This window comes from Kitasatospora phosalacinea, from assembly GCF_030268885.1.
Classification (GTDB): Bacteria; Actinomycetota; Actinomycetes; order Streptomycetales; family Streptomycetaceae; genus Kitasatospora; species Kitasatospora phosalacinea_C.
This window is the reverse complement of record NZ_BSSA01000001.1, coordinates 531009-552224: the sequence shown is the minus strand read 5'-3', so window position 1 is coordinate 552224 and position 21216 is coordinate 531009. Positions and strand designations below refer to the sequence as shown.

The following is a 21216-nucleotide window of genomic DNA, read 5'->3' as shown; positions in this document are numbered from 1 at the left end:
CCTCACAGCGCGTCGAGCGCGGCGGCCGGTCGGGCGTCCGCCGCCGCGGAGCCGCGCAGCAGGGCGGCGAGGTCGTGCCGCCCGGCGGGTTCGGCGGTCGGGTCGGCGGCGGTGATCCGGTCGAGCCGGAAGCCGCGTCCGGCCCGGCGGGTGCGGCACCAGGCGATCAGGTACCAGTGGCCGCCCGCGGTGAGCAGCCCGGCCGGTTCGACCAGCCGTTCGCTCTCCCGTCCGGCGGCGTCGGCGTAGCGCAGCCGCAGCACGGTGCCCGCGGCGAGGGCGTGCTCGACGGCGGCCCGGGCGGTGGCGACGGGTTCGGGGGCGGCGGGGAGGGCGACGATCCGGCGGGCGAGGTCGCGGGCGGTGGCGGCGGCGGGTTCGGGCAGGACGGCGGCGAGCTTCTGGGCGGCGGTGCGGGCCGCGGCGGCGTACGGGGTGCCGTGGCCGGTGGCGGCGAGGGCGACGGTGAGGGCGGCGGCCTCCTGTTCGGTGAACCGGACGGGCGGGAGGGTGGTGCGGGGGTCGATGGACCAGCCGCCGCCCCGTCCGGTGGTGGCGCGGACGGGGAGGCCGGCGGCCGTCAGGGCCTGCAGGTCGCGCTGGACGGTGCGGGTGGCGACCTCGAACCTGGCGGCGAGGCGGGCGACGGTCAGCGGTCGGGGCGCGGCGGCGCGCAGCTCCTCGACCAGGGCGTACAGTCGGGCCGTTCGGTTCACCCGGGGGACCTTACCGCCCCGCGGCGGTGAGGAACCCGGCCTCGCGGTCGCGTTCGCGGGCGGTGACGGTGAGCGGGTAGAGCGTGAAGCCGTGCATCGCGCCCGCGACGACGTCGAGGCGGGCCGTGCCCCCGGCGTCCTGCCAGCGGCGGGCGAGCAGGACGGAGTCGTCCAGCAGCGGGTCCTCGGTGCCGACCACGAGGCGGGCGGGCGGGAGTCCGGTGAGGTCGGCGTACAGCGGGGAGAGCCCGGGGTCGCGGCGCTCCGCGGGGCCGGTGCCGGGGCTGTACATCTCGTAACTCCCTTGCAGGCTGCGGGTGTTGCTGAGCAACGGGCGATCGCCGAAGTCGCGTTGGCTGGGGGTCATGGCCAGGTCGTAGGGGCCGAAGGCGAGGTGCGCGGCGCGGTAGGCGCCGGGGAGGCCGCCGTCGCGCAGGCGCAGCAGGGTGAGGACGGCGAGGTGGGCTCCGGCGGATTCGCCGCCGATCAGCAGGCGGCGGGTGCCGAACTCGGCCTCGGCGTGCTCGGCGAGCCAGCGGGCGGCGGCTTCGCAGTCGTCCGGTCCGGCGGGGTGGGGGTGTTCGGGGGCGAGGCGGTAGTCGACGCTGACGACGGCGAGGCGGGTCCGGCGGGCGAGTTCCCAGAGCCGTTCGTCCTGCCCGTCGGCGGAGCCGAACGCCCAGCCGCCGCCGTGCAGGTGCAGCAGGACGCCCTCGGGCGCACCGGGGTCGAGGACGCGGACCCCGACGCCGGACGGGAGGCGCCGGTCGCGGGCCTGCGGGAGGCGGCGGGGCGGGGTGTCGCCGCCGAGGCGGTTGCGGCGCAGCAGGGCGAGGGTGGCGGCGTCGAGCGGACCCCGGCGGGCGGGGCGGCTGCCCGCGGCCCGCTCGAAGGCCCGGTTGAAGGCGAGCGTCTCGTCGAGGCGGTCGAGGTCGACCAGGTGCTCGCGCAGGGGGTGGGCGTCGTAGGCGTCGGGGCCGGTGGTGGGGGGCGTGGCGTGGGCGGGGCCGGTGGTGGCGGGGTGCGTCATGGCACAGACGGTGGCAGGGTGCGGCGACAGCCCCGTGTCACCCTTTCCACGTGACCCCGGTCACACCTCGCGCGGTCGCCCCTCGGACGGGCGCGCCTCGCGCGGGCCGCGCCGTTCAGACGGCCTGCAGGACGGCGCGGCTGCGGGGCGAGGCCATCTCGACCAGGTGGGCCCCGGCGGCGCGGAGGCGGTCGGCGGTGGCGCGGGCGGTCTCCGGGCAGAGGGCGAAGACCCAGGTGCCGGGGATCAGGACGGTGTCGACCCAACCGGCGGCGATGTCGGCGAGCAGGTGCTCCAGGCGGGGGGCGCATTCGGTGGAGCGGGTGCCGTTGTCCAGGTAGAGGATCGGGCGGGCCAGGCCGGAGCGGTCGGCCAGGTCCTCCAGGGCGCGGCGGTGGGACAGCATCTCCCAGTGGTCCTCCGGATAACAGCGCAGGTAGATGGCGGTGCCGTTCTTGGGCATGAGGTCCTCGCAGGGTGGGTCCGGCCTACCGCGGTTCGGCCACGAGTGCGATCGGTGCGTCCAGTCTGCGTGGCCCCGGACAACGTTGTCCAGACATTCCGGACGCGTTTCCGAAAAACGATAATGGTTAAGCAAAGTTTAAGTAATATCGGGCCTTCTGCTTCACTCGTCGCAAGGTGAGCAACACGTATCGCTTAACCTTTCGGGGTTTCGTCCGCCGCGGTCCACCCTCCGCAGGAGCCAGCCGCAGCACTAGCGTGAGGGGGACGGCGTCGGAGGGAGCACCCGGTGTTCGAGCGGTTCTCGCGGGCGGGGACGGGCAGTGCGAAGTGGGCGCGGGCGGGGGCGGGTCGGATCGCCATGGGGGTGGCGGACATGGACCTGCCGGGCCCGGCCGCGGTGGGGGCGGCGCTGCGGGCGCGGGCGGGGCACCCGGCGTTCGGGTACCCGGTGGCGGAGGCCGCGGACCGGGTGCTGGTCGCCGACTGGTACCGGCGGCGGCACGGGGTGGAGGTGGATCCGCGGTGGGTGATGCTGCTGCCGTTCGCCCCGGGCACGGCGGTGCGGCTGCTGGTGGAGGCGGTGCGTCCGCTGCCGGGCCCGGCGGTGTTCGTGACGCCGGAGTGGGGCGGTTTCGCGCGGGTCTGCCGGGCCGCGAGGGTGGCGACCCGGGAGCTGCCGCTGCTGGAGACCGGCGACCCGGCCGACCCGTACCGGCTGCCGCTGGCCGACGTCGCCGCGTCCCGCCCGGGCCTGGTGCTGCTGAGCAGCCCGCACAACCCGTCCGGGCGGATCTGGTCGGCGGGCGACGTCCGGGCGCTGGCCGCGGCGGCCGGGCCGGGGCTGCTGGTCTCGGACGAGGTGCACGGCGACCTGCGGCACCCGGACGCGGGCGTGCCGCAGCCGGTCGCGGTGGCGGTGACCGGCGGGGCGGCGAACGTGGTGACGCTGAACTCGGTGGGCAAGACCTTCAACGTCTCGGGCCTGCCGAGCTGTATCGCCCTGGTGCCGGACGCGGGGCTGCGGGAGCGGCTGACGGCGGTGATGGCGGGCTTCGGGCTGTGGGAGGGGGGCCTGCTGGGCGCGGTCGCGCAGCGGGCGGCGCTGGCCGAGGGCGGGCCGTGGCTGGACGCCGCGCTGGCGCACCTGGTGCGGGCCCGGGAGCTGGCGACGGCCGCGTTGGGCGGTGCGGTGCTGGCCCGTCCGCAGAGCTCGTACCTGCTGTGGCTGGACGGGGCGGGGCTCGGCACCCGGGAGGAGCTGCTCACCCGCTGTCACGTCGAGCTGGCGGACGGGTCCGATTTCGGAACGGCCGGTTCCGGGCGGCTGCGGCTGAATTTCGCCCTGCCGCTGGACCGCCTGCGCACCGCACTCACCCGCCTGACCTGCGAAATGTCGGCTCGGGCGGCACCGAGGTTTGCCCCGGAGCAGACTGAGCAGGAACAACCGGGCTCAAGTCGCGAACCGAGGGATGGTGAAACCCGGTGACATCCGTACGTCCGCAGCAGGCCGCACCGGCCCCCGACCCGATACACAGCGTGACGCTTCGGGCGGAGTTGACCGAGGCGTCGGCCGAACGCCACCTGGGGGCCATCTGCTTCAAGATCGGGCCCCCGGCGCTGGTCGGGGTGGAGGCGGAGTGGTTCGTCCACGACGTCCGATGTCCCGGCGTACCGGTGGACCCCGACCGGGTGGCGGCCGCGCTGGCGGCGCTGCCCGACTCGGCCGACGGCCCGGTGTTCCCGGCGGGCTCGCGGCTGACGCACGAACCCGGCGGGCAGGTCGAGCTCAGCTCCCCGCCCGCCGCCGATCCGGCCGACTGCGCGGCCGGGCTGAGCGCCGACCAGGCGGTGCTGCGGGCGGCGCTGGCCGCCGAGGGCCTGCGGCTGACCGGCAGCGGCACCGACCCGATGGACCGCGAGCGGCGGATGCAGGCCGCCCATCCGCGCTACCGGGCGATGGAGCGCTACTTCGACCGCGGCGGCCCGTGGGGCCGGATCATGATGACCGGCACCGCCTCCGTGCAGGTCTGCGTGGACGCCGGGACGGAGGCCGACCACGTCGAGCGCTGGCGCCTGGTGCACGAGCTGGGGCCGGTGCTGGTCGGCGCGTTCGCCAACTCGCCGCTGCTGGAGGGCCGTCCGACCGGCTGGAAGTCGACCCGGCAGCTGGTCTGGTCCCGGATGGACCCCTCCCGCACGCTGGCCCCGCCGCCCACCGCCGACCCGCGCACCGCCTGGACGCACTACGTGCTGGACGCCGCACTGCTGTGCGTGCGCCGCCCGGACGGGCTGCCCTGGGACGCACCGGCCGGGCTGACCTTCCGCGGCTGGCTGCGCGACGGGGGCGAGCGGCCCGCCGCGCTGGCCGACCTGGAGTACCACCGCACCACGCTGTTCCCGCCGGTGCGGCCGCGCGGCCACCTGGAGCTGCGGATGATGGACGCCCAGCCCGGCGAGGGCTGGCGGGTGCCGCTGGCGCTGGTCAGCGCGCTGATGGACGACCCGCGGGCCGCCGACGAGGCCCGCGCCGCCCTGGAACGGCTCGGCCACGCGGGCAGCCGCGCCCCGCGCTCGGGCCTGTGGCGCCGCGCCGCCGCCCTCGGCATGGCCGACCCGGACCTGCGCCGCGCCGCCCTGCTGTGCTTCGCCGCCGCCGAGCGCTCGCTGGCCCGCCGGGGCAGCCCGCTCCGCACCGACCTGGTCGAGTTCGCCGAACGCTACCCGGCCCGCGGCCGCTGCCCGGCCGACGACCAACTGGCCGCCCTGCGCACCGGCGCCGCCCCCGGCCTGCTGGAGGACGCCCCGTGCTGACCGCCGCCGCTCCCGCCCGGCCGGAGGAACGCCGGCTGCACCGCGGGCCCGCGTCCCCCGCGCCGGGGGAACCCCACCTGCCGACCGCCGAACTCCCCTTCCCGCCAACGGAGGTGGCCGCGTGCTGAACGCCGACCGGACCGACCCCGCGCTGCTGCGCGAGCTGATCGCCGCCGAACTGCTGGCCGCCCGGGAGCGCACCGCGCTCCTCACCGGGGCCGTCGACGACGCCGAACTCGTGGCCCAGCACTCCCCGTTGATGTCGCCGCTGGTGTGGGACCTGGCGCACATCGGCAACCAGGAGGAGCTGTGGCTGCTGCGCAACGTCGGCGGCCGCGACCCGATGCACCCGGAGATCGACCCGCTGTACGACGCGTTCGAGCACCCGCGGGCCGAGCGGCCCCGGCTGCCGCTGCTGCCGCCGGCCGAGGCCCGCGCCTACGCGCACGAGGTCCGCGGCCGGGTGCTGGACCTGCTGGCCGCCTCCCCGCTGGAGGGCGCGCCGCTGCTGGACGCCGGGTTCGCGTTCGGGATGATCGTCCAGCACGAGCAGCAGCACGACGAGACCATGCTGATCACCCACCAACTGCGCAGCGGTCCGGCCGTGTTGGACGCCCCGCCGCCGGCCGCCACCGGCGGCCCGCTGCCCGCCGAAGTGCTGGTCCCGGCCGGTCCGTTCACCATGGGCACCGACACCGAGCCGTGGGCGCTGGACAACGAGCGCCCCGCCCACCAGGTCGACCTGCCCGCGTTCTGGCTGGACACCACGCCGGTCTCCAACGGCGCCTACCGGCGCTTCGTCGCCGACGGCGGCTACGACGACCCGCGCTGGTGGACGCCCGCGGGCTGGGCGCACCGGATGTCCGCGGGGCTGGAGGCGCCGCTGTTCTGGCAGCGCGACGGCGGCCAGTGGCTGCGCCGCCGCTTCGGCCACCTGGAGCCGGTGCCGGACGAGGAGCCGGTGCTGCACGTGAGCTGGTACGAGGCCGACGCGTACGCCCGCTGGGCGGGGCGGCGGCTGCCGACCGAGGCCGAGTGGGAGAAGGCGGCCCGGCACGACCCGGCCTCCGGCCGCTCCCGGCGCTTCCCGTGGGGCGACGAGGCGCCCGGCCCCGAGCACGCCAACCTCGGGCAGCGGCACCTGCGACCGGCCCCGGTCGGCGCCTACCCACAGGGTGAATCTCCGTACGGAGCACGGCAGTTGATCGGTGACGTGTGGGAGTGGACGTCCAGCGACTTCACCGGCTACCCGGGGTTCACGGCCTGGCCGTACAAGGAGTACTCGGAGGTGTTCTTCGGCCCCGAGTACAAGGTGCTGCGCGGCGGCTCGTTCGCGGTCGCGCCGGTCGCCTGCCGGGGCACCTTCCGCAACTGGGACTACCCGGTGCGGCGGCAGATCTTCTCCGGCTTCCGCACCGCCCGCGACGCCGGGCCCCGGACGGAGGGCTGAGCCCGGTGTGCCGCCACTTCGCCTACCTGGGGCGGCCGGTGCCGATCCGCTCGGTCCTGCTCGACCCGCCGCACGGGCTGCTGCGCCAGTCCTGGGCGCCCCGGCTGCAGCGCTACGGCACCGTCAACGCGGACGGCTACGGGGTCGGCTGGTACGCCGCCGGGGACGAGCGCCCGGCCCGCTACCGGCGGGAGGGGCCGATCTGGGCCGACGGCGACCTGGTCGACCTGGCCCGGGTGGTCAGCTCGCACGCGGTGCTGGGCGCCGTCCGCTCCGCGACCCCGGGCTGCGCGGCCGGGGCGCAGGCCGCCGCCCCGTTCGCCGCCGGACGCTGGCTCTTCAGCCACAACGGCGCCCTGCCGGGCTGGCCGGGCGCCTTCGCCCCGCTGGCCGAACTGCTGCCCGCCACCGAGCTGTTGGAGCTGGAGACGCGCACCGACTCGGCCCTGCTGTGGGCGCTGGTGCTGAACCGGCTGCGGGCGGGCGTCAAACTCGGCGAGGCGCTCGCCGACGTCTGCCTGCTGGCCGGAGAACTGGCCGACGCCCGGATCAACCTGCTCGCCACCGACGGGAGTTCGATCGCGGCCACGGTCTGGGGCGACACCCTGTTCCAGCGCCGGGACGCGGACGGCTCCGTGCTGGTCGCCTCCGAACCCTTCGACGACGGGCCCGGTTGGTCCGAAGTCCCCGACCGCACCCTGCTGGTGGCCGATCCGGCCGGCAGCGTGCTGACCCCGCTGGCCCCCATCGGCCCGCGCACCCGAGAGGACGCCCCCCGATGACCGGATACCGGCTCACCCGCCTGCTGCCCCCCGACCACCTGCACCACGCGCTGCGCGCCGACGTCCGCGACGGACTGACCGGCGAGCCCAAACGGCTGCCCCCGAAGTGGTTCTACGACGCCCGCGGCTCCGAACTGTTCGAGGAGATCACCCGGCTGCCCGAGTACTACCCCACCCGGGCCGAACGCGAGATCCTCACCACCCGCGCCGCCGACATCGCCACCACCACCCGGGCCCGCACCCTGGTCGAACTCGGCTCCGGCTCCTCGGAGAAGACCCGCCTGCTGCTGGACGCGCTGCGCGCCGCGGGCACCCTGGAGCGCTACGTCCCGGTGGACGTCAGCGAGAGCGCCCTCGAATCGGCCGCGACGTCCCTGACCGCCGACTACCCGGGGCTCGACGTCGCCGCCGTGCTCTCCGACTTCACCCAGAGCCTCGGCCTGCCCGACGGCGGCGGCCCCCGCCTGGTGGTGTTCCTCGGCGGCACCCTCGGCAACCTGCTGCCCGCCGAGCGCGCCGCCTTCCTGACCGGCCTGCGGGCCCAACTCCTGCCCGGCGACTGGCTGCTGCTCGGCACCGACCTGGTCAAGGACCCCGCCGTCCTGGTCGCCGCCTACGACGACGCCGCGGGCGTCACCGCCGCCTTCAACCGCAACCTGCTGTCGGTCCTCAACCGCGAACTGAACGCCGACTTCGAACCGGAGCAGTTCGACCACGTCGCCCTCTGGGACGCCGAGCACGAGTGGATCGAGATGCGGCTGCGCTCCCGGCGCGCCCAGACCGTCAAGATCGCCGACCTCGGCCTCCCCGTCCACTTCGAGGCGGGCGAGGAGCTCCACACCGAGGTCTCCGCGAAGTTCCGCCGCGAACGCGTCGAACGCGAGCTCTTCGCCGCGGGCCTGCGCCTGGCCGACTGGTGGACGGACGACGAGGGCCGCTTCGGGCTCTCGCTCTCCCGCCCCTTCGAGGACGGCTCCGACTAGGCGCTCTCGGTCCCGTCCGGTCGATCATGTGCGGAGCCAGATGACGAGGGCGGCTGCGGTGACGGTGCCGAGGTAGACGTAGCCGCGCTTGTCGTAGCGGGTGGCGACGGCTCGGGCGTGCTTGAGCCTGTTGATGGCCCGTTCGACGGTGTTGCGTTTCCTGTACCGCTCCTCGTCGAACCCGGGTGGCCGCCCGCCGCGTGAGCCCTTGCGCAGACGGGCGGCCCGGCTGTCGGACTTCTCCGGGATCGTGTGCCGGATGCCGCGTCTGCGCAGGTAGGCGCGGCATGGTCCGTTGCTGTAGGCCTTGTCGCAGGCCACGCTGTCGGGCGTCTTGCGGGGCCGGCCCGGACCGGTCCGCAGGACGCGGATCTTCTCCAGTACGGGCTCGAACTGCGTGCAGTCGGCCCGCTGCCCCGGTGTGACGATCAGGGACAGCGGTCGGCAGAAACCGTCCGCGCTCAGGTGGATCTTGTTGGTGAACCCGCCGCGTGAACGACCCAGGCCCTCGCCTCCAGCACCACCTCCACCAGCCGGCCGACGAGGCTCTGCCACGGTGTCTCGTCCTGGTGTTCTCCTCGCCCAGCCCCCTTTGGCGCGAGGGCCGGCGGCGGGTCGGTACGGGCACCGGCCGCGTGCTGGTGGGCCCGGACGACGGTGGAGTCCACCGAGCTGTCCCAGTCGATGTTGCCGGCCGCGTCCGCCTCAGCCTGGACCCGCTGGAGCAGGCGTTCCCAGGTCCCGTCAGCCGACCACAGCCGGTGGCGCTCGTAGACCATCTTCCAGGGACCGAACCGCTCGGGCAGGTCACGCCAGTGCACGCCGGTCCGCACCCGGTGCAGGATCCCGTCGATCACCTGCCGATGGTCCCGCCACCGGCCACAACGCCTGTTGCTGACCGGCAGGAACGGTCGCAGCCGTTCCCCCTCGGCATCCGTGAGATCTCCCCGCCCCATGCCCGGACCAACGAGCACAGCGAGTGATAGTCACATGATCGACCGGTCAAGTCCTAGTAGTACTTCGTTACGTTGAGCGATCTTGCTTGTTGGTGGGCATCTTCTGGGTGTGAAGCTGGGGGATGTGGAGCGGCTCCGGGGCGAGTTGGCGGAGTTCGTGGGTGATGTGTTCGGCTCGTTGCGGCGGCGGGATCAGCGGCGGTGGGGTGCGTGTTACCTGCGGGGTCTGATGCTGGACGGTCGGCGCAAGTCGATCCAGCCGATGGCCGCGCGGTTGCCGGACGGGGACATGCAGGCCCTGCAGCAGTTCGTGAACCAGTCGCCGTGGGATCCGCTGCCGGTACGGAGACGGATCGCGCGGCGGCTGTCGGAGGCGATCGCACCGCAGGTGTGGGTGATCGACGACGTGTCGTTCCCCAAGTGCGGTCGGGCTTCTGCCGGAGTGGCCCGGCAGTACTGCGGAGCGCTGGGGAAGCGGGCGAACTGCCAGGTCGCGGTCAGCGTCCATGCAGCCACCGACAGCGCGTCGTGCCCGCTGGACTGGCAGTTGTACCTGCCCCGGGAGTGGACGGAGGAGCCCGGCCGTTGTCGTCGGGCCGGCATCCCGGAGGGCGTCGTCCACCAGGAGAAGTGGCGTCTGGCGCTGGGCCTGCTGGACAACGTGGCCGGGTGGGGGCTCGATGCCCCGGTGGTGGTCGCCGACGCGGGCTACGGCGTCAGCACCCCTTTCCGCCACGGCCTGGAGGAGCGGGGCATGTCCTACGTCCTCGCGCTGACCGGGAAGGAAGTTGCCCATGAGCTGGAGGCCGAGCCGTACCGCCCCGACTACGGCGGGCTGGGGCCGCCCACGCTTGCCCGCTACCGGACGGCGCCTCGCTCCCTCGCGCTTCACGCGGCCGACGCGGCTGCCGCCGGCCGTTTCACGGAGGTCCTCTGGCGGCAGGGCAGCAGAGGACCGATGACCTCGAGGTTCGCGGTCATGGCCGTACGGCCGGCGGGCAAGCAGTCCCTGGCCGCTGCCCAGACGGCGGGCGGTGGACGCAGCCGGTGGGACGGCGTCCTGCCCGCCGCCACCGTCCTGGTGGAGTGGCCCGCCGGTCATGACGCCCCGACCGGCTACTGGATATCCAACCTGCCGCCCGACACGCCCGTCGCCGACCTGGCGCGATGGGCGAAGATGCGCTGGCACGTCGAGCACGACTACCGCGAGCTCAAACATGGCCTGGGCCTGGACCACTTCGAGGGACGGACCTGGCGCGGCTGGCACCACCACGTCACCCTCGTCACCGCCGCCCAGGCCTTCCTCACCCTCAGGCGGCTCGACCCAAAAGTCCGAACGCCGGCCTGACCCTCTACCAGGTCCTTGACCTGTTGCAGGACCTGTTGAAGGGCTGGACCGGCACCTGCACCACCTGCAACCGCCCCCTGCCTCGCATGAGAACCAGACACCGAAGCAGAGGCAGAACCTAACGAAGTACTACTAGCGCGGTAGCTGCTTCGACCAGTCACCCCGGAAATGGTAGGCACGACCCTCAGTGACCTGCTTCATCCCGCCGGGAACGACATCCCGGTAATAGCGATGTTGTCGCGTCACCGCCGCCAGCAGGAACTCCAGGAAGCCCCCTTCGAAGAGGTCCCACTTCTGCCTGGACTCGAACCTGGCGACGACCGGCCACCGGTCCGGGTCCGGCCCTCGCATCAGCCAGAAGAACTGGTCGGCGTTCCAGTTGTTGGCCCACTTCAGCAGCCCGCCCTCGGCCGGGAACACCGGGTACGGGCACTCCTCGTAGTCCCCGTCTGCATAGGCCTGAGCCAGCGTGGCGCAGTACCCGTAGGGATCCGTCGTGTAGTACAGGAACCCCTCGAAGCCGACCGGTTGCCCGGTCTTGCTGGTTGGCTCCGACGACGGGGCGTAGACGTGCAGCTCGTCGCTGATGCTCACCATCCCGTACCGATCGACGAATGCCCGGTAGTCCGCAGGCAGCTGGAAACCCATCACCTCGGGCGCGAGCTCCCACGGAACCGGGACCACACCATCTTCGGGCGGCGGCCCGATCACCACGCCGAGCCGGTCCATCGCCTCGTCGATGTTCACCACGTCCGCTCCCGTCGGCCTCTCATGTTCTCCTGGTGGTGGGGCTGTTCCCGGACGCCCAGGTGGTCGGCTGGGCAGGCCGCGGTGTCGAAAAGTGCGGGCACGGCCTCTGCCAGTCCAGCTCTGCCCTCTCGCCGAGCGCCACAACGGCGGCAGGTTGCAGTTTTCTGTCCGTTTGCCCGCCCGCCCTCCCGCAACTTCCCGGCAAAGTACCACTGAGGTGCCCTACAGATGATCGTCAGGACAGCTCCTAGCTTGATCTTTAACCTGTGCGGCGTGGGCGAGGGTTGCTGACCTCGGGCTTCTTCTTCGCTGATGGCTTCGCGGGGCCGGTCTTTGCGGCGGTGTGGACGTCGTGGCGTGGTGTGGGGTGGGTGTTCTTGCGGCCGGGAGGTCGTCCGGCACGCCGCACAGGTTAAAGATCAAGCTAGGCGCTCTCGGTCCCGTCCGGCGGCGCCTGCGGGCGGACGCCCTGCCGCAGCAGGCCCGCCCACAGGCGGGCGCGGCCGCTGCGGTCGAGGGCCTCGTGCGCGGCGAGCAGGCCGCCGGTGACCGCGCCGAGGAAGCCCCCGGCCAGGCAGTCCTGGCCGGAGAGGTAGAGGCCGTCGATCGCGGTGCGCGGGCGCAGCCAGTCCGCCCGGCCCGGTGTGCGGCCGTCGCCGAAGGCGGTGACGTCCTTGGCGAGCCCGTAGAGGCTGCCGCCGGGCCAGGCGGTGAAGTGCTCGGCGGTCAGCGGGGTGCCGAGCTCGTGGTGGGCGACCCGGCCGCGGGTGCGGGGCAGGCAGCGGTGGAGCCGGTCGAGGAGGTGCGCGGTGAGCTCGGCCTTCAGGGCCAGGTACGCCGGGCTGCGGCGGTGCCACCGCGAGCCGTGGAAGGGCGCGAACAGCTCCGGGTGGACGTAGGCGAGGATCTCCCCAGTCGAGCGGCCGGGGTTGCGGGCGCTCCAGGTGGGGTCCTTGGCGCAGGAGAAGGAGAGGAAGCAGCCGCTGGTGCGTCCGCCCGTGCCGTCGAAGAAGGCGTCGCAGTCCCCGTCGGTGACGAGCAGGTTGTGCCGGGGCAGGCCGAGTTCCGCGGGGTCGCCGTCGAGGCCGAGGAAGAGCACCACGAACGGGAACCCGCGCCGCATGCCGTCCAGGCGGTCCGGCCCGGGGCCCGGCGCGTGGCCCGACCGGGGGTCCGGCTGCGGGGCCGCGGGCGTCGGCAGCAGGGTGCGGTAGGTGTGGTGCGCGCCCGCCGCGCTGACCACCACCGGGGCCCGCACCCGGGTGCCGTCCGCCAGGTGGACGCCGGTGGCCCGCGACCCGGTCAGCTCGATCCGGGCGACCGGGGCCCGGACGAAGACCTCGCCGCCCGCGGCCCGGATCGGGTCGAGCATCGCGCGGGCGATCGCGGCGCTGCCGCCCACCGGGTACCAGGCGCCGGTCCGGAAGTGCTCGAACATCACGGCGAGGAGGAAGAACGGCAGGTTCGCGGTGGAGTCGGCCAGCAGCAGGGCGCTGCGGGTGAGGACGGCCTGCCGCAGCCGCTCGTCGCCGATCAGCCCCTCCACCACCTCCCGGGCCGGGCGCATCGCCTCGGGTGGTACGGCGGCCGCCCGCAGCAGGCGGGCCAGCCGCCGGACCACCGGGCCCGAGAGGCGGCCCAGGGCGAGGGCGGGGAGCACCGCCCGGCACCGCCCCACCAGCGCGAACAGGGCCTCGACGCCGCCCCGTTCGGCCGGGAAGCGGGCGATCAGCTCGGCCCGGTACGCGTCGAAGCCGACCGGCCCCCGGTACGCCTCGTCGGCCAGCCGGTACTCGTCGCACGGGTCCCCGACCGGGGCCCAGCGCAGGGTGCCGCCGGTCAGGTAGTCGGAGAGCACCCGGACCGGTTCGCGCGGGGCCAGTTGGCCGACGTAGTGGATGCCGACGTCCCACTCCCAGCCGCGGCGCCGGTAGGCGTGGGTGTAGCCGCCCGCGGTGTAGTGCTGTTCGAACACCGCCACCCGGCGCCCCTGGCGGGCCAGGCAGACCGCGGTGGTCAGCCCGCCGGCCCCGGAGCCGATCACCACCGCGTCGTACCGCTCCGCGACCGCACCCGCCGTCAGGGGCCTGCCCACCAGCACGCGTCCTGCCACGTCCGTCACCTCCGCCGCACCGGCCCGGGGGCGGAAGGAGATCCACCGGCCGGTACAACTCCCCGGGGGAGCGGTGGTTACGGCCCGCACCCGGTGCGGTCAGCCCGCTGACGCCTCGCTGGACGCCTCGACGGACGCCTCGACGGGCGTTGCGAGGGACGCTTCGATGTCGGCGAGTTGGGCGGCCAGCAGTTCCTCGAACGCGGCCCGGCGGTCCGCGCCGAGCGGGCGGACCTCGCGGGCGAAGCGGGCCAGCATGGGGAAGCGCTCGGGGTCGGCGCCGAGCACGGCGACCCGGAACTGCTCCAGGCCCTGCTCGTACTCCTCGGGCGCGACGGAGCCGAGGCCGCCCTCGGCGGAGATCAGTGCGGAGAGCAGCACCACCAGCCGGTGGTAGCGCACCGGGACCTCACGCTCCGGCAGACCGGCGTCGTGCAGGATGCGCAGCAACTCCTCCATCACCAGCCGGGATCCCGCGCCGCCGGACCCGTAGCGCCCCCAGATCGCGGCGAGCTGCGGCTGCTCGCCGAAGCCCTCGCGCAGGCGCAGCGCCAGGGCGGTGACGCGTTCCTTCCAGTCCGCGCCGTCCGCGCCGTACGCGCCGTCCGCGCGGTCCGTGCCGTCCGCCCCGGCGCGGTGGTCGGCCATGGCGGTCTGCAGGACCCGGTCGGCGACCTCGCGCAGCAGTTCGGTCTTGTTGCGGAAGTGCCGGTAGAGGCTGGAGGAGTCGGTGCCGAGCGCGGCGGCGAGCCTGCGCAGGCTGAACGACTCGGTGTCGCCGGTGCGCAGCAGCTCCGCCGCCTTGTCGAGGATCTCGTCGGCGGTCCATCGCCTGCGGCCGGTCATGTCGCTCCCCATCGTCGCTTCCCGCCCCAGCCTAGCCCATGCGCGCGACATTGCCCGTGACGTTGCGCTCGCCATTGCACTTGCCGTTGCACGCGGCGCGTGCATTAATGGGGGCGCGGCGAGCGGCCGGAACACGACGACACGGACACGCACCCGGCGGCGCGCCGGGAGGGGGAGCAGGACGGATGGACACCGCACGAGCGGACACGGGCGGCATCGGCGCGACCAGGCCACCGGCCCCGGACTTCGAGACGGTCACCGCCGAGGAGCTGGCGGCCTACAGCGCGGCGGAGAACCGCTTCCGCTCCTCGGCGGCGGCCCGGGCGGTGCTCGGGGAGCCGGACCCGGGGGCGACGGTCGAGTGGCGGCACCTCGCGCTGCCCGGCCGCGAACTGCCGGTCCGGGTCCACCGGCCGAACACCGCACCGGACACCGGATCGGCGGCCGCACAGGACGCCGGATCGGCGGTCGCGGGAAGCCGCCTGCCGTTGGTGGTGCACGTGCACGGTGGCGGGTTCGTGGGCACCGCGACGCAGTGCGACTGGACGACCAGCCACCTCGCGGCCCGGCTGCCCGCCCTGGTCGTCTCGGTCGAGCACCGCCTGCTGGCCCCCGGCCTGCCGCTCGCGGAGGCCGCCGCCGACGGGTGGGAGGCGCTGGTCGCGCTGGTGCGCGACGCCGAGCGGTGGGGCGTCGACCCGGAGCGGGTCGCGGTCCTCGGGGAGAGCTGCGGCGCGCTGATCAGCGCCCTGTCGGCCGTCCGGGCGGCGGCGGAGGGCCTGCCGCTGCGGGCGCAGGTCCTGGTCAACCCGGTGACCGACGTGACCGCCGCGATGTTCGACCACCCGTCGGTGGCCGCCCACGGGGACCGACCGGGCCCGACGCTGCCGCTGCTGCGCCTCGTCCGGCGGCTGGCCGTCCCCTCGGGGGACGAGGCCGCGGCGCGGGCGCTGTCGCCGCTGCACGCACCGGGGCTGGGCCGGACGGCTCCGGCGCTGGTGGTGGTGCCGACCCGGGACTCGGTCGCCGACCACGGCCGTCGCCACGCCGAGCGGCTGCGCGCGGCTGGGGTGCCGGTGCGGCTGACCGAGTACCCGGACGCCCCGCACGCGTTCCTGACCCTGCCGGGCCTCGAACCGCAGGCCGTCGCCGCGCGGGCGGAGATCCTCGGTTTCCTGCGCACCGCCCTGGAGGCACGGTGAGCGCGGCGAGCGCAGTGAATGCGGCGAGCGCGGCGAGCGCGCCCGGCGGGGTGCCGCTGCCCCGGCTCGGCCTCGGCTGCATGAGCATGGTCGGCAGCTACGGCGCGGTCGACGGGCGGGAGGCCGCGGCGACCCTGCTGGCGGCGCTCGACGCGGGCGTCACCCTGTTCGACACCGGCGACTTCTACGGCGACGGGGCGAACGAGGAGCTGCTCGGCCGCGTCCTCGCCCCGCACCGCGAGCGCGCCCTGCTGGCCACCAAGACCGGGCTGCGCCGCGACCCCGGGGGCCGACTGCTCCCGGCCGGGGCGCCGGACGAGCTGCGCCGGGCCTGCGAGGCTTCGCTGCGCCGGCTGCGCACCGACCGGATCGACCTGTACTACCTGGCCCGGATCGACCCGGTCGTCCCCGTCGAGGAGTCCGTGGGCGCGCTGGGCGCGCTGGTCGCCGAGGGCAAGGTGCGGCGGATCGGCCTGTCGGAGGTCTCGGCGGCCACCCTGCGCCGGGCGCACGCCGTCCATCCGGTCGGCGCCGTGCAGAGCGAGTACTCGCTGTGGGAGCGCGGGGTGGAACGCGAGGTGCTGCCGGTGGTGCGCGAGCTGGGCGCCGTCCTGGTCGCGTACGGCCCGCTCGGGCGCGGGCTGCTGACCGGGACCGTCCGGGCCGGTGTGCCGTACGCGCCGGGGGACTTCCGGGCCACCGCTCCGCGCTACCGCGGTGCGGACCTGGTGGCCAACCTGGCCGTGGTGGAGGCGGTGGCCCGGGTCGCCGCCGACCTGGGCGCCACACCCGCGCAGGTCGCGCTCGCCTGGCTGCTGGCCCGGGGCGACGACGTCCTGCCGATCCCGGGCAGCTCCCGGCGCACGCACCTGCGCGACAACCTGGCGGCGCTCGACCTGCGGCTGGGCGCCGCCGAGTTGGCCGCCGTCGACGCCGCCGTCCCGCTCGGCGGCGCGCGGGGCGCCCGGTACGGCGAGCACGGTGCCGCGCTGCTCGACGAGTAGGGCGAGCGGGAAGGGCGAGCGGGGAGGGCAGCGGTGCCGTCCGTTATTCGGTGGCGCGGGCCCGGGGCCGTCCGGAGAATGCCCGGGTGCAGATGACTGAGCAGCGGACGGCGACCGTCGTGGTCGGGTGGCAGGGCGAACTCCTGGGGGCGGTGGGCCCGTTCGCGACGGACTCGCCGTACTGGGCGCAGGTCGGCGAGGTGGCCGCGGCGGCGTCGCGGGCGGCGGGGGTGCCGCTGGCGGTGCTGCGGCTGCTGTCGGTGGCGGGCGGGGAGGGCGGCCGGGGCGGCGGGACGGTGTACCTGGCGGTGGCGTCCGAGCGCCCGACCGGCGCGCTGGCTCCGGCGGACACCGAGGACGTCGGGCACCCGCTGCGGCTGCGGTGGGCGTCGGCGGACGGGCTGGCGGCGGAATGGGCCTGGGCGGACGGCGAGTTGGCCGAGCTCGGCCGCCCGAGGACCGGCCCGGTGGAGCAGGTGCGCAGCTGGAACCTGTCGGCGCTGTCGCGCTTCCCGACCGCGGACGGCCCGGTGTGGCTGAAGAGCACGCCGCCGTTCGCGGTGCCGGAGGCGGCGGTGATCGCCCGGGCGGGGCGGGTCGATCCGGAGCTGGTGCCGCGGGTGCTGGCCGCGGACGGGCGGCGGGTGCTGCTGGCGGACGTGCCGGGCGTGGACTGCTGGGGCGTGCCGGAGGACGGCATGCTGACGGCCGTCGACCGCTGGGCGGCCGTGCAGGCGGCGGTCGCCGCGGACGGGCCGGGCGAGTGGGCGGACTGCTCGCCGACCGCGCTGGCGGAGCGCTTCCCGGCGCTGCTGGAGCGGCTGCGCCCGGAGCTGTCGGAGCAGGAGTACGCGCAGGCCCGGGAGCTGGCCGGGCAGCTGCCCGCGATCGCCCGCGAACTCGAGTCCTGTGGGCTGCCGTCGACACTCGTGCACGGCGACTTCCACCCGGGCAACTGGCGCTTCGACGGCGAGCGGGCGACCGTCCTGGACTTCTCGGACGCGGCCTGGGGCCACCCGGCGCTGGACGGCCTGCGGCCGATGCCGTTCCTCTCCCCCGAGCGCTGGGCGGTCGTCCGGGCGCGCTGGGCCGACGCCTGGCGGGAGCTGGTCCCGGACTGCGCCCCGGAGCGGGCGCTGGAGCTGGCGCCGCCGCTGGTGCACGTGCACTTCGCGCTGCGCTACCAGGAGTTCCTGGACGGCATCGAGCCGAGCGAGCACCCGTACCACGCGGGCGACCCGGCCGGTGAGGTGCGGCGGGCGCTGCGGTCCCTGGGCAAGGCGCTGTTCCCGACGGTCGGGTCGGAGCCGCGGGGCGCGGGCCGCGAGCTGTACCACGCGCTGATGGCGAGGACCGGGAGTTCGGCGCAGCTGGTGCTGGACGCCTGGGCGGCCGAGGCCCTGCCCGGCTACCCGGAGCGGTTGGCGGCGGCGGCCTCGTACGACGCCTTCACCGCGCAGTCGGCGCAGGAGCAGGACCTGCTGGAGTGCGAGCTCTACGCGCTGAGCCGGACCGCGGACGCGCTCGCCCTGGAGTTCCAGCCGCCGTACGGCGACGGGCCGGTGCGGGACGGGGTCCGGCTGGGCGTCGGCCGGGAGGAGTTCGCGGCGTTCTTCGCCCGGCTCGGCATGACGGAGGTCGGTGCGGCGGACGGCTTCGACCCGTTCCTGCACGAGATCGCCGAGCTGGTGCCCGCCGAGGACCCGGACGCGCCGATCGAACTGCTGGACGTGCTGTGGCCGGGGTTCGTCCTCGGCGAGCTGGTGTTCACCCGCGCGGGCGTGCGGGTGCGGGCGGGCGCCCGGGTGGCCGAGCCGGGCTGGGCGGACGCCTCGCCGGTGTACTGGGCGTTCCGGCGGCGCGGTCGGCGACCGGTCGACCTGTCGCAGGGCTGGGGTTCCAACTCGCAGTGGAGCACCAGCCACCGGATGGACTTCCGGACCGCGGACGGCGACCGGCTGAACGTGGTGCGCACCCCCGAGCGGCTGTCGGACCACCACGCGATCGACGGCTTCCCCCCGCTGAGCCGGGCGGAGGCCGAGGAGCTGCTGCGCCACCGCTGCCTGCTGCGCCGCCCGGCCGGGTACCCGGAGCTGGTCGTGGACTCGCAGGAGGCGGCGGACTTCTGGCCGTTCGACTGGACGCTGCCGGAACCGGCGGCGTGCTCGCCGGACTGCCGCGACCACGGGAGCAACTGGCAGCGGCCCTGAGCCGAGCCCTCAGGGCAGCTCGCCGCCGCTGACGAGGGCCACCCCGAAGGCGGCGACCGGCAGCCCGGCGGCGAGCAGGGCCGCCGCCCCGAGGAGGGCGCCGAGGGTGGCGGCGGTGCGGGGCCGGTCGACGGTGTCGGCGGGCAGCGCGCCCTCGGGGCGGCCGGGCAGGTAGCGGACCTCGACCCGGTCGCCGACGGCGCGCGGGGTGTCGCCGTCGTCCTCGACCAGGACGGGCAGCTGGTCGGCGGTGCGGAAGCGGAGGACGGCCCGGCGGTCGGTGTGGACCTGCCGGGTCTCGGCGTGCCGGTGCGTGCTGACGTACGTCTCCAGGACCTCGGCCTCGGCCCCGAGGCCGTCGGCCCGCAGGCGGCGCAGCCGGGCGTCGTCGCGCAGCCGCTGCACGGCGACGGCCGCGCCGAGGGCGGCGAGCAGCAGGCCCGCACCACAGGCCGCCGTACCGGCCGCCGCGTCCACCCAGCCCATCCGCTCCCCCGTTCCCGTACGGATGGACGTCCGGGCCGGACCGCCGGTTCCCGGAGCGGTCTCAGCGCAGGCGGCGGTAGCGCAGTTCGAGGCCGTCGAGGAGGGCGTCGAGGCCGGTGTCGAAGGCGCCCTGGTCGATGGTGCGGCGGTGTTCGGCGAGGCGGTGGGCGTCGCCGAGGTGGGGGTAGTCGGCGGCGTCGTAGAGGGTGGCGTCGTCGGGGAACCCGGCGGCGAAGGAGCCGAGGGCGGAGCCGGTGACGAAGTAGCGCATCAGGGCGCCGATCCGGGTGGCCTGGCCGGGGGGCCAGCCCGCGTCGACGAGGCAGCCGAAGACGGCGTCGGCCAGGCGCAGGGCGTGGGGGCGGCGGCCGGGGCCCTGGGCCAGGACGGGGACGAGGTGGGGGTGGGCGGCGAGGGCGGCGCGGTAGGAGCGGGCCCAGGCGTGCAGGGCGGTGCGCCAGTGGTCCGGCGCGTCGAACATGCTGAGGTCGACCTCGCCCATCACACTGTCGACGACGGCGTCGAGCAGGTCGTCCTTGGTGGCGAAGTGGTTGTACAGCGAGGGACCGCTGACCGAGAGCTCGGCGGCGAGGCGGCGGGTGGAGAGGGCGGCCAGGCCCTCGGCGTCGACCAGGGCGAGGGCGGCGGCGATGATGCGGTCCCGGCTGAGCAGGGGGGTGCGGGGTCGGGCGATCTCCGCCTCCTGGGGTGCGGGCCGGTGGGGTACGGGCCATTGTCGCAGGTGCCTCCGGGCGCCGGTCGGGTGCTCCTGCGCTGCTCTTCCGCTTCCGGCCGGGGCGGGCTACAGTCACCGTAAAACTTGCAGTGCTAGTTTATCGGCACCGCAGGATCGCCGAGTGTGTGCCGAGTGTTCGGGGTGTCGCCGCGTGGACCTGGAGCTGACCGAGGAGCAGTCCGCCGTACGGGAGTTGGCGGCCGTCTTCACCGAGCGGGAGATCGTGCCGTTCGCCGCCGCGTGGGACCGGGCGGAGTCGATCGACCTGGGGATCGTCAGGAAGCTGGGCGACCTGGGCTTCCTGGGGCTGACCCTGCCGGAGGAGTACGGCGGCAGCGGCGGCGACCACCTGGCGTACTGCCTGGTGCTGGAGGAGCTGGGACGCGGCGACTCCTCGGTGCGCGGCGTGGTGTCGGTCTCGCTGGGGCTGGTCGCCAAGTCGGTGAACGCGTTCGGCACCGAGGAGCAGAAGCGCACCTGGCTGCCGCGGCTGTGCTCGGGCGAGGCGCTGGGCTGCTTCGCGCTGACCGAGCCCGGCACCGGTTCGGACGCCGCCAACCTGACCACCCGGGCCGAGCGCGACGGCGGCGACGGCGCCGACTGGCTGCTGTCCGGCGCGAAGATGTTCATCACCAACGGGACGTGGGCGGACGTCGCCCTGGTCTTCGCCCGCACCGGCGGGCCGGGGCACCGCGGCGTCACCGCCTTCCTGGTGCCCACCGACGCACCCGGCTTCGAACGGCGGCTGGTGCACGGCAAGTTGGGCCTGCGCGGGCAGGCCACCGCCGAGCTGTCCTTCGACCGGGTGCGCGTCCCGGACAGTGCGCGCCTGGGCGGGGTCGGCGAGGGCTTCAAGGTCGCGATGGCGGCCCTCGCCAAGGGCCGGATGTCGGTCGCGGCGGGCTGCGTGGGCATCGCGCGGGCCTCGCTGGACGCGGCGGTCCGCTACGCCGGGGAGCGCGAGCAGTTCGGCAAGCCCGTCGCCGCCCACCAGTTGGTGCAGGAGCTGCTGGCCGACATCGCCGTCGACGTGGACGCGGCCCGGCTGCTGACCTGGCGGGTCGCCGACCTGATCGACCGCGGCCTGCCGTTCGCCACCGAGTCCTCGGTCGCCAAGCTGTACGCCTCCGAGGCGGCGGTGCGCTGCGCCAACAACGCGCTGCAGGTCTTCGGCGGGTACGGCTTCATCGACGAGTACCCGGTCGGCAAGTACCTGCGCGACGCCCGGGTGATGACCCTGTACGAGGGCACCAGCCAGATCCACAAGCTGCTCATCGGCCGCTCCCTCACCGGCGTCAACGCCTTCTGACCCCTGCCCCTCCCCCTTT

19 protein-coding genes are annotated in these 21216 nt (G+C 75.1%); 10 read left to right on the top strand and 9 right to left on the bottom strand.

The window, feature by feature from the left end:
* Nucleotides 1–2 precede the first annotated feature (2 nt).
* From QSK52_RS02400 to QSK52_RS02390, 3 genes are all read right to left on the bottom strand, one after another.
* On the bottom strand, nt 3–716 hold the full coding sequence (locus QSK52_RS02400; protein ID WP_285732921.1) for a helix-turn-helix transcriptional regulator: 714 nt from the start codon (nt 714–716) through the stop codon (nt 3–5).
* 10 nt (nt 717–726) lie between these two features.
* Entirely contained in the window at nt 727–1746 is a 1020-nt protein-coding gene (locus QSK52_RS02395; protein ID WP_285732919.1) for an alpha/beta hydrolase, read from the bottom strand.
* Between the two features lie 115 nt (nt 1747–1861).
* The gene (locus QSK52_RS02390) at nt 1862–2209 is read right to left on the bottom strand and encodes a hypothetical protein (protein WP_285732916.1); all 348 of its coding nucleotides are present in this window, start codon (nt 2207–2209) and stop codon (nt 1862–1864) included.
* Between the two features lie 288 nt (nt 2210–2497).
* Between QSK52_RS02390 and QSK52_RS02385 the strand changes: the two genes are divergently transcribed.
* The 5 genes from QSK52_RS02385 to egtD all read left to right on the top strand — a co-directional run bounded on the left by QSK52_RS02385 (nt 2498) and on the right by egtD (nt 8237).
* Nucleotides 2498–3697, top strand: coding sequence for an aminotransferase class I/II-fold pyridoxal phosphate-dependent enzyme (locus tag QSK52_RS02385; RefSeq protein ID WP_285732915.1), 1200 nt, complete (start codon nt 2498–2500; stop codon nt 3695–3697).
* Nucleotides 3694–5022 carry an ergothioneine biosynthesis glutamate--cysteine ligase EgtA gene (gene egtA, locus QSK52_RS02380; protein ID WP_285732913.1) on the top strand — a complete coding sequence of 443 codons (1329 nt, stop codon included), beginning with the start codon at nt 3694–3696 and terminating at the stop codon, nt 5020–5022. The genes QSK52_RS02385 and egtA overlap by 4 nt, the downstream gene beginning before the upstream one ends.
* A 121-nt stretch (nt 5023–5143) precedes the next feature.
* On the top strand, nt 5144–6472 hold the full coding sequence (gene egtB / locus QSK52_RS02375) for an ergothioneine biosynthesis protein EgtB (RefSeq protein ID WP_285732910.1): 1329 nt from the start codon (nt 5144–5146) through the stop codon (nt 6470–6472).
* 5 nt (nt 6473–6477) lie between these two features.
* Nucleotides 6478–7254, top strand: a complete 777-nt coding sequence (gene egtC, locus QSK52_RS02370; protein ID WP_285732908.1) for an ergothioneine biosynthesis protein EgtC — start codon at nt 6478–6480, stop codon at nt 7252–7254.
* Nucleotides 7251–8237 carry an L-histidine N(alpha)-methyltransferase gene (gene egtD / locus QSK52_RS02365; protein WP_285732906.1) on the top strand — a complete coding sequence of 329 codons (987 nt, stop codon included), beginning with the start codon at nt 7251–7253 and terminating at the stop codon, nt 8235–8237. Before egtC ends, egtD begins: the two co-directional genes overlap by 4 nt.
* A gap of 24 nt (nt 8238–8261) precedes the next feature.
* Here the strand turns inward: egtD and QSK52_RS02360 are convergent.
* Nucleotides 8262–9193 (bottom strand): IS5 family transposase gene (locus QSK52_RS02360; RefSeq protein WP_285733432.1). Its coding sequence is split into 2 segments (ribosomal slippage): nt 8262–8818 and nt 8818–9193, totalling 933 coding nucleotides; the frame shifts between segments, so codons are not numbered across the junction.
* Between the two features lie 109 nt (nt 9194–9302).
* Here QSK52_RS02360 and QSK52_RS02355 point away from each other — a divergent pair.
* Nucleotides 9303–10541: an IS701 family transposase gene (locus tag QSK52_RS02355; protein ID WP_285732904.1), complete on the top strand. Its 1239-nt coding sequence runs from the start codon at nt 9303–9305 to the stop codon at nt 10539–10541.
* Nucleotides 10542–10673: 132 nt separating this feature from the next.
* Here the strand turns inward: QSK52_RS02355 and QSK52_RS02350 are convergent, their stop codons facing one another.
* The 3 genes from QSK52_RS02350 to QSK52_RS02340 form a co-directional block, all read right to left on the bottom strand.
* Nucleotides 10674–11291 (bottom strand): hypothetical protein, encoded by a 618-nt coding sequence (locus tag QSK52_RS02350; protein WP_285732902.1) that lies wholly within the window; start codon nt 11289–11291, stop codon nt 10674–10676.
* Nucleotides 11292–11715: 424 nt separating this feature from the next.
* Nucleotides 11716–13404 carry a phytoene desaturase family protein gene (locus QSK52_RS02345; RefSeq protein ID WP_285732900.1) on the bottom strand — a complete coding sequence of 563 codons (1689 nt, stop codon included), beginning with the start codon at nt 13402–13404 and terminating at the stop codon, nt 11716–11718.
* Nucleotides 13405–13503: 99 nt separating this feature from the next.
* Nucleotides 13504–14250 (bottom strand): TetR/AcrR family transcriptional regulator, encoded by a 747-nt coding sequence (locus tag QSK52_RS02340; RefSeq protein ID WP_285732898.1) that lies wholly within the window; start codon nt 14248–14250, stop codon nt 13504–13506.
* Nucleotides 14251–14435: 185 nt separating this feature from the next.
* Between QSK52_RS02340 and QSK52_RS02335 the strand changes: the two genes are divergently transcribed.
* The 3 genes from QSK52_RS02335 to QSK52_RS02325 all read left to right on the top strand — a co-directional run bounded on the left by QSK52_RS02335 (nt 14436) and on the right by QSK52_RS02325 (nt 18666).
* The gene (locus QSK52_RS02335; protein ID WP_285732896.1) at nt 14436–15452 is read left to right on the top strand and encodes an alpha/beta hydrolase fold domain-containing protein; all 1017 of its coding nucleotides are present in this window, start codon (nt 14436–14438) and stop codon (nt 15450–15452) included.
* A complete protein-coding gene (locus QSK52_RS02330) occupies nt 15449–16456 on the top strand; it encodes an aldo/keto reductase (protein ID WP_285732893.1) in 1008 nt (335 codons plus the stop codon). Before QSK52_RS02335 ends, QSK52_RS02330 begins: the two co-directional genes overlap by 4 nt.
* A 92-nt stretch (nt 16457–16548) precedes the next feature.
* Nucleotides 16549–18666, top strand: coding sequence for a phosphotransferase (locus tag QSK52_RS02325; protein ID WP_352230265.1), 2118 nt, complete (start codon nt 16549–16551; stop codon nt 18664–18666).
* A gap of 9 nt (nt 18667–18675) precedes the next feature.
* Here the strand turns inward: QSK52_RS02325 and QSK52_RS02320 are convergent, their stop codons facing one another.
* Both QSK52_RS02320 and QSK52_RS02315 read right to left on the bottom strand, forming a co-directional pair.
* Nucleotides 18676–19152 (bottom strand): DUF3592 domain-containing protein, encoded by a 477-nt coding sequence (locus QSK52_RS02320; protein WP_285732889.1) that lies wholly within the window; start codon nt 19150–19152, stop codon nt 18676–18678.
* Nucleotides 19153–19213: 61 nt separating this feature from the next.
* On the bottom strand, nt 19214–19846 hold the full coding sequence (locus tag QSK52_RS02315; RefSeq protein ID WP_285733429.1) for a TetR/AcrR family transcriptional regulator: 633 nt from the start codon (nt 19844–19846) through the stop codon (nt 19214–19216).
* Between the two features lie 193 nt (nt 19847–20039).
* On the opposite strand from QSK52_RS02315, the gene QSK52_RS02310 reads away from it, so the two are divergent.
* Nucleotides 20040–21197 (top strand): acyl-CoA dehydrogenase family protein, encoded by a 1158-nt coding sequence (locus tag QSK52_RS02310; RefSeq protein WP_285732887.1) that lies wholly within the window; start codon nt 20040–20042, stop codon nt 21195–21197.
* Nucleotides 21198–21216 lie beyond the last annotated feature (19 nt).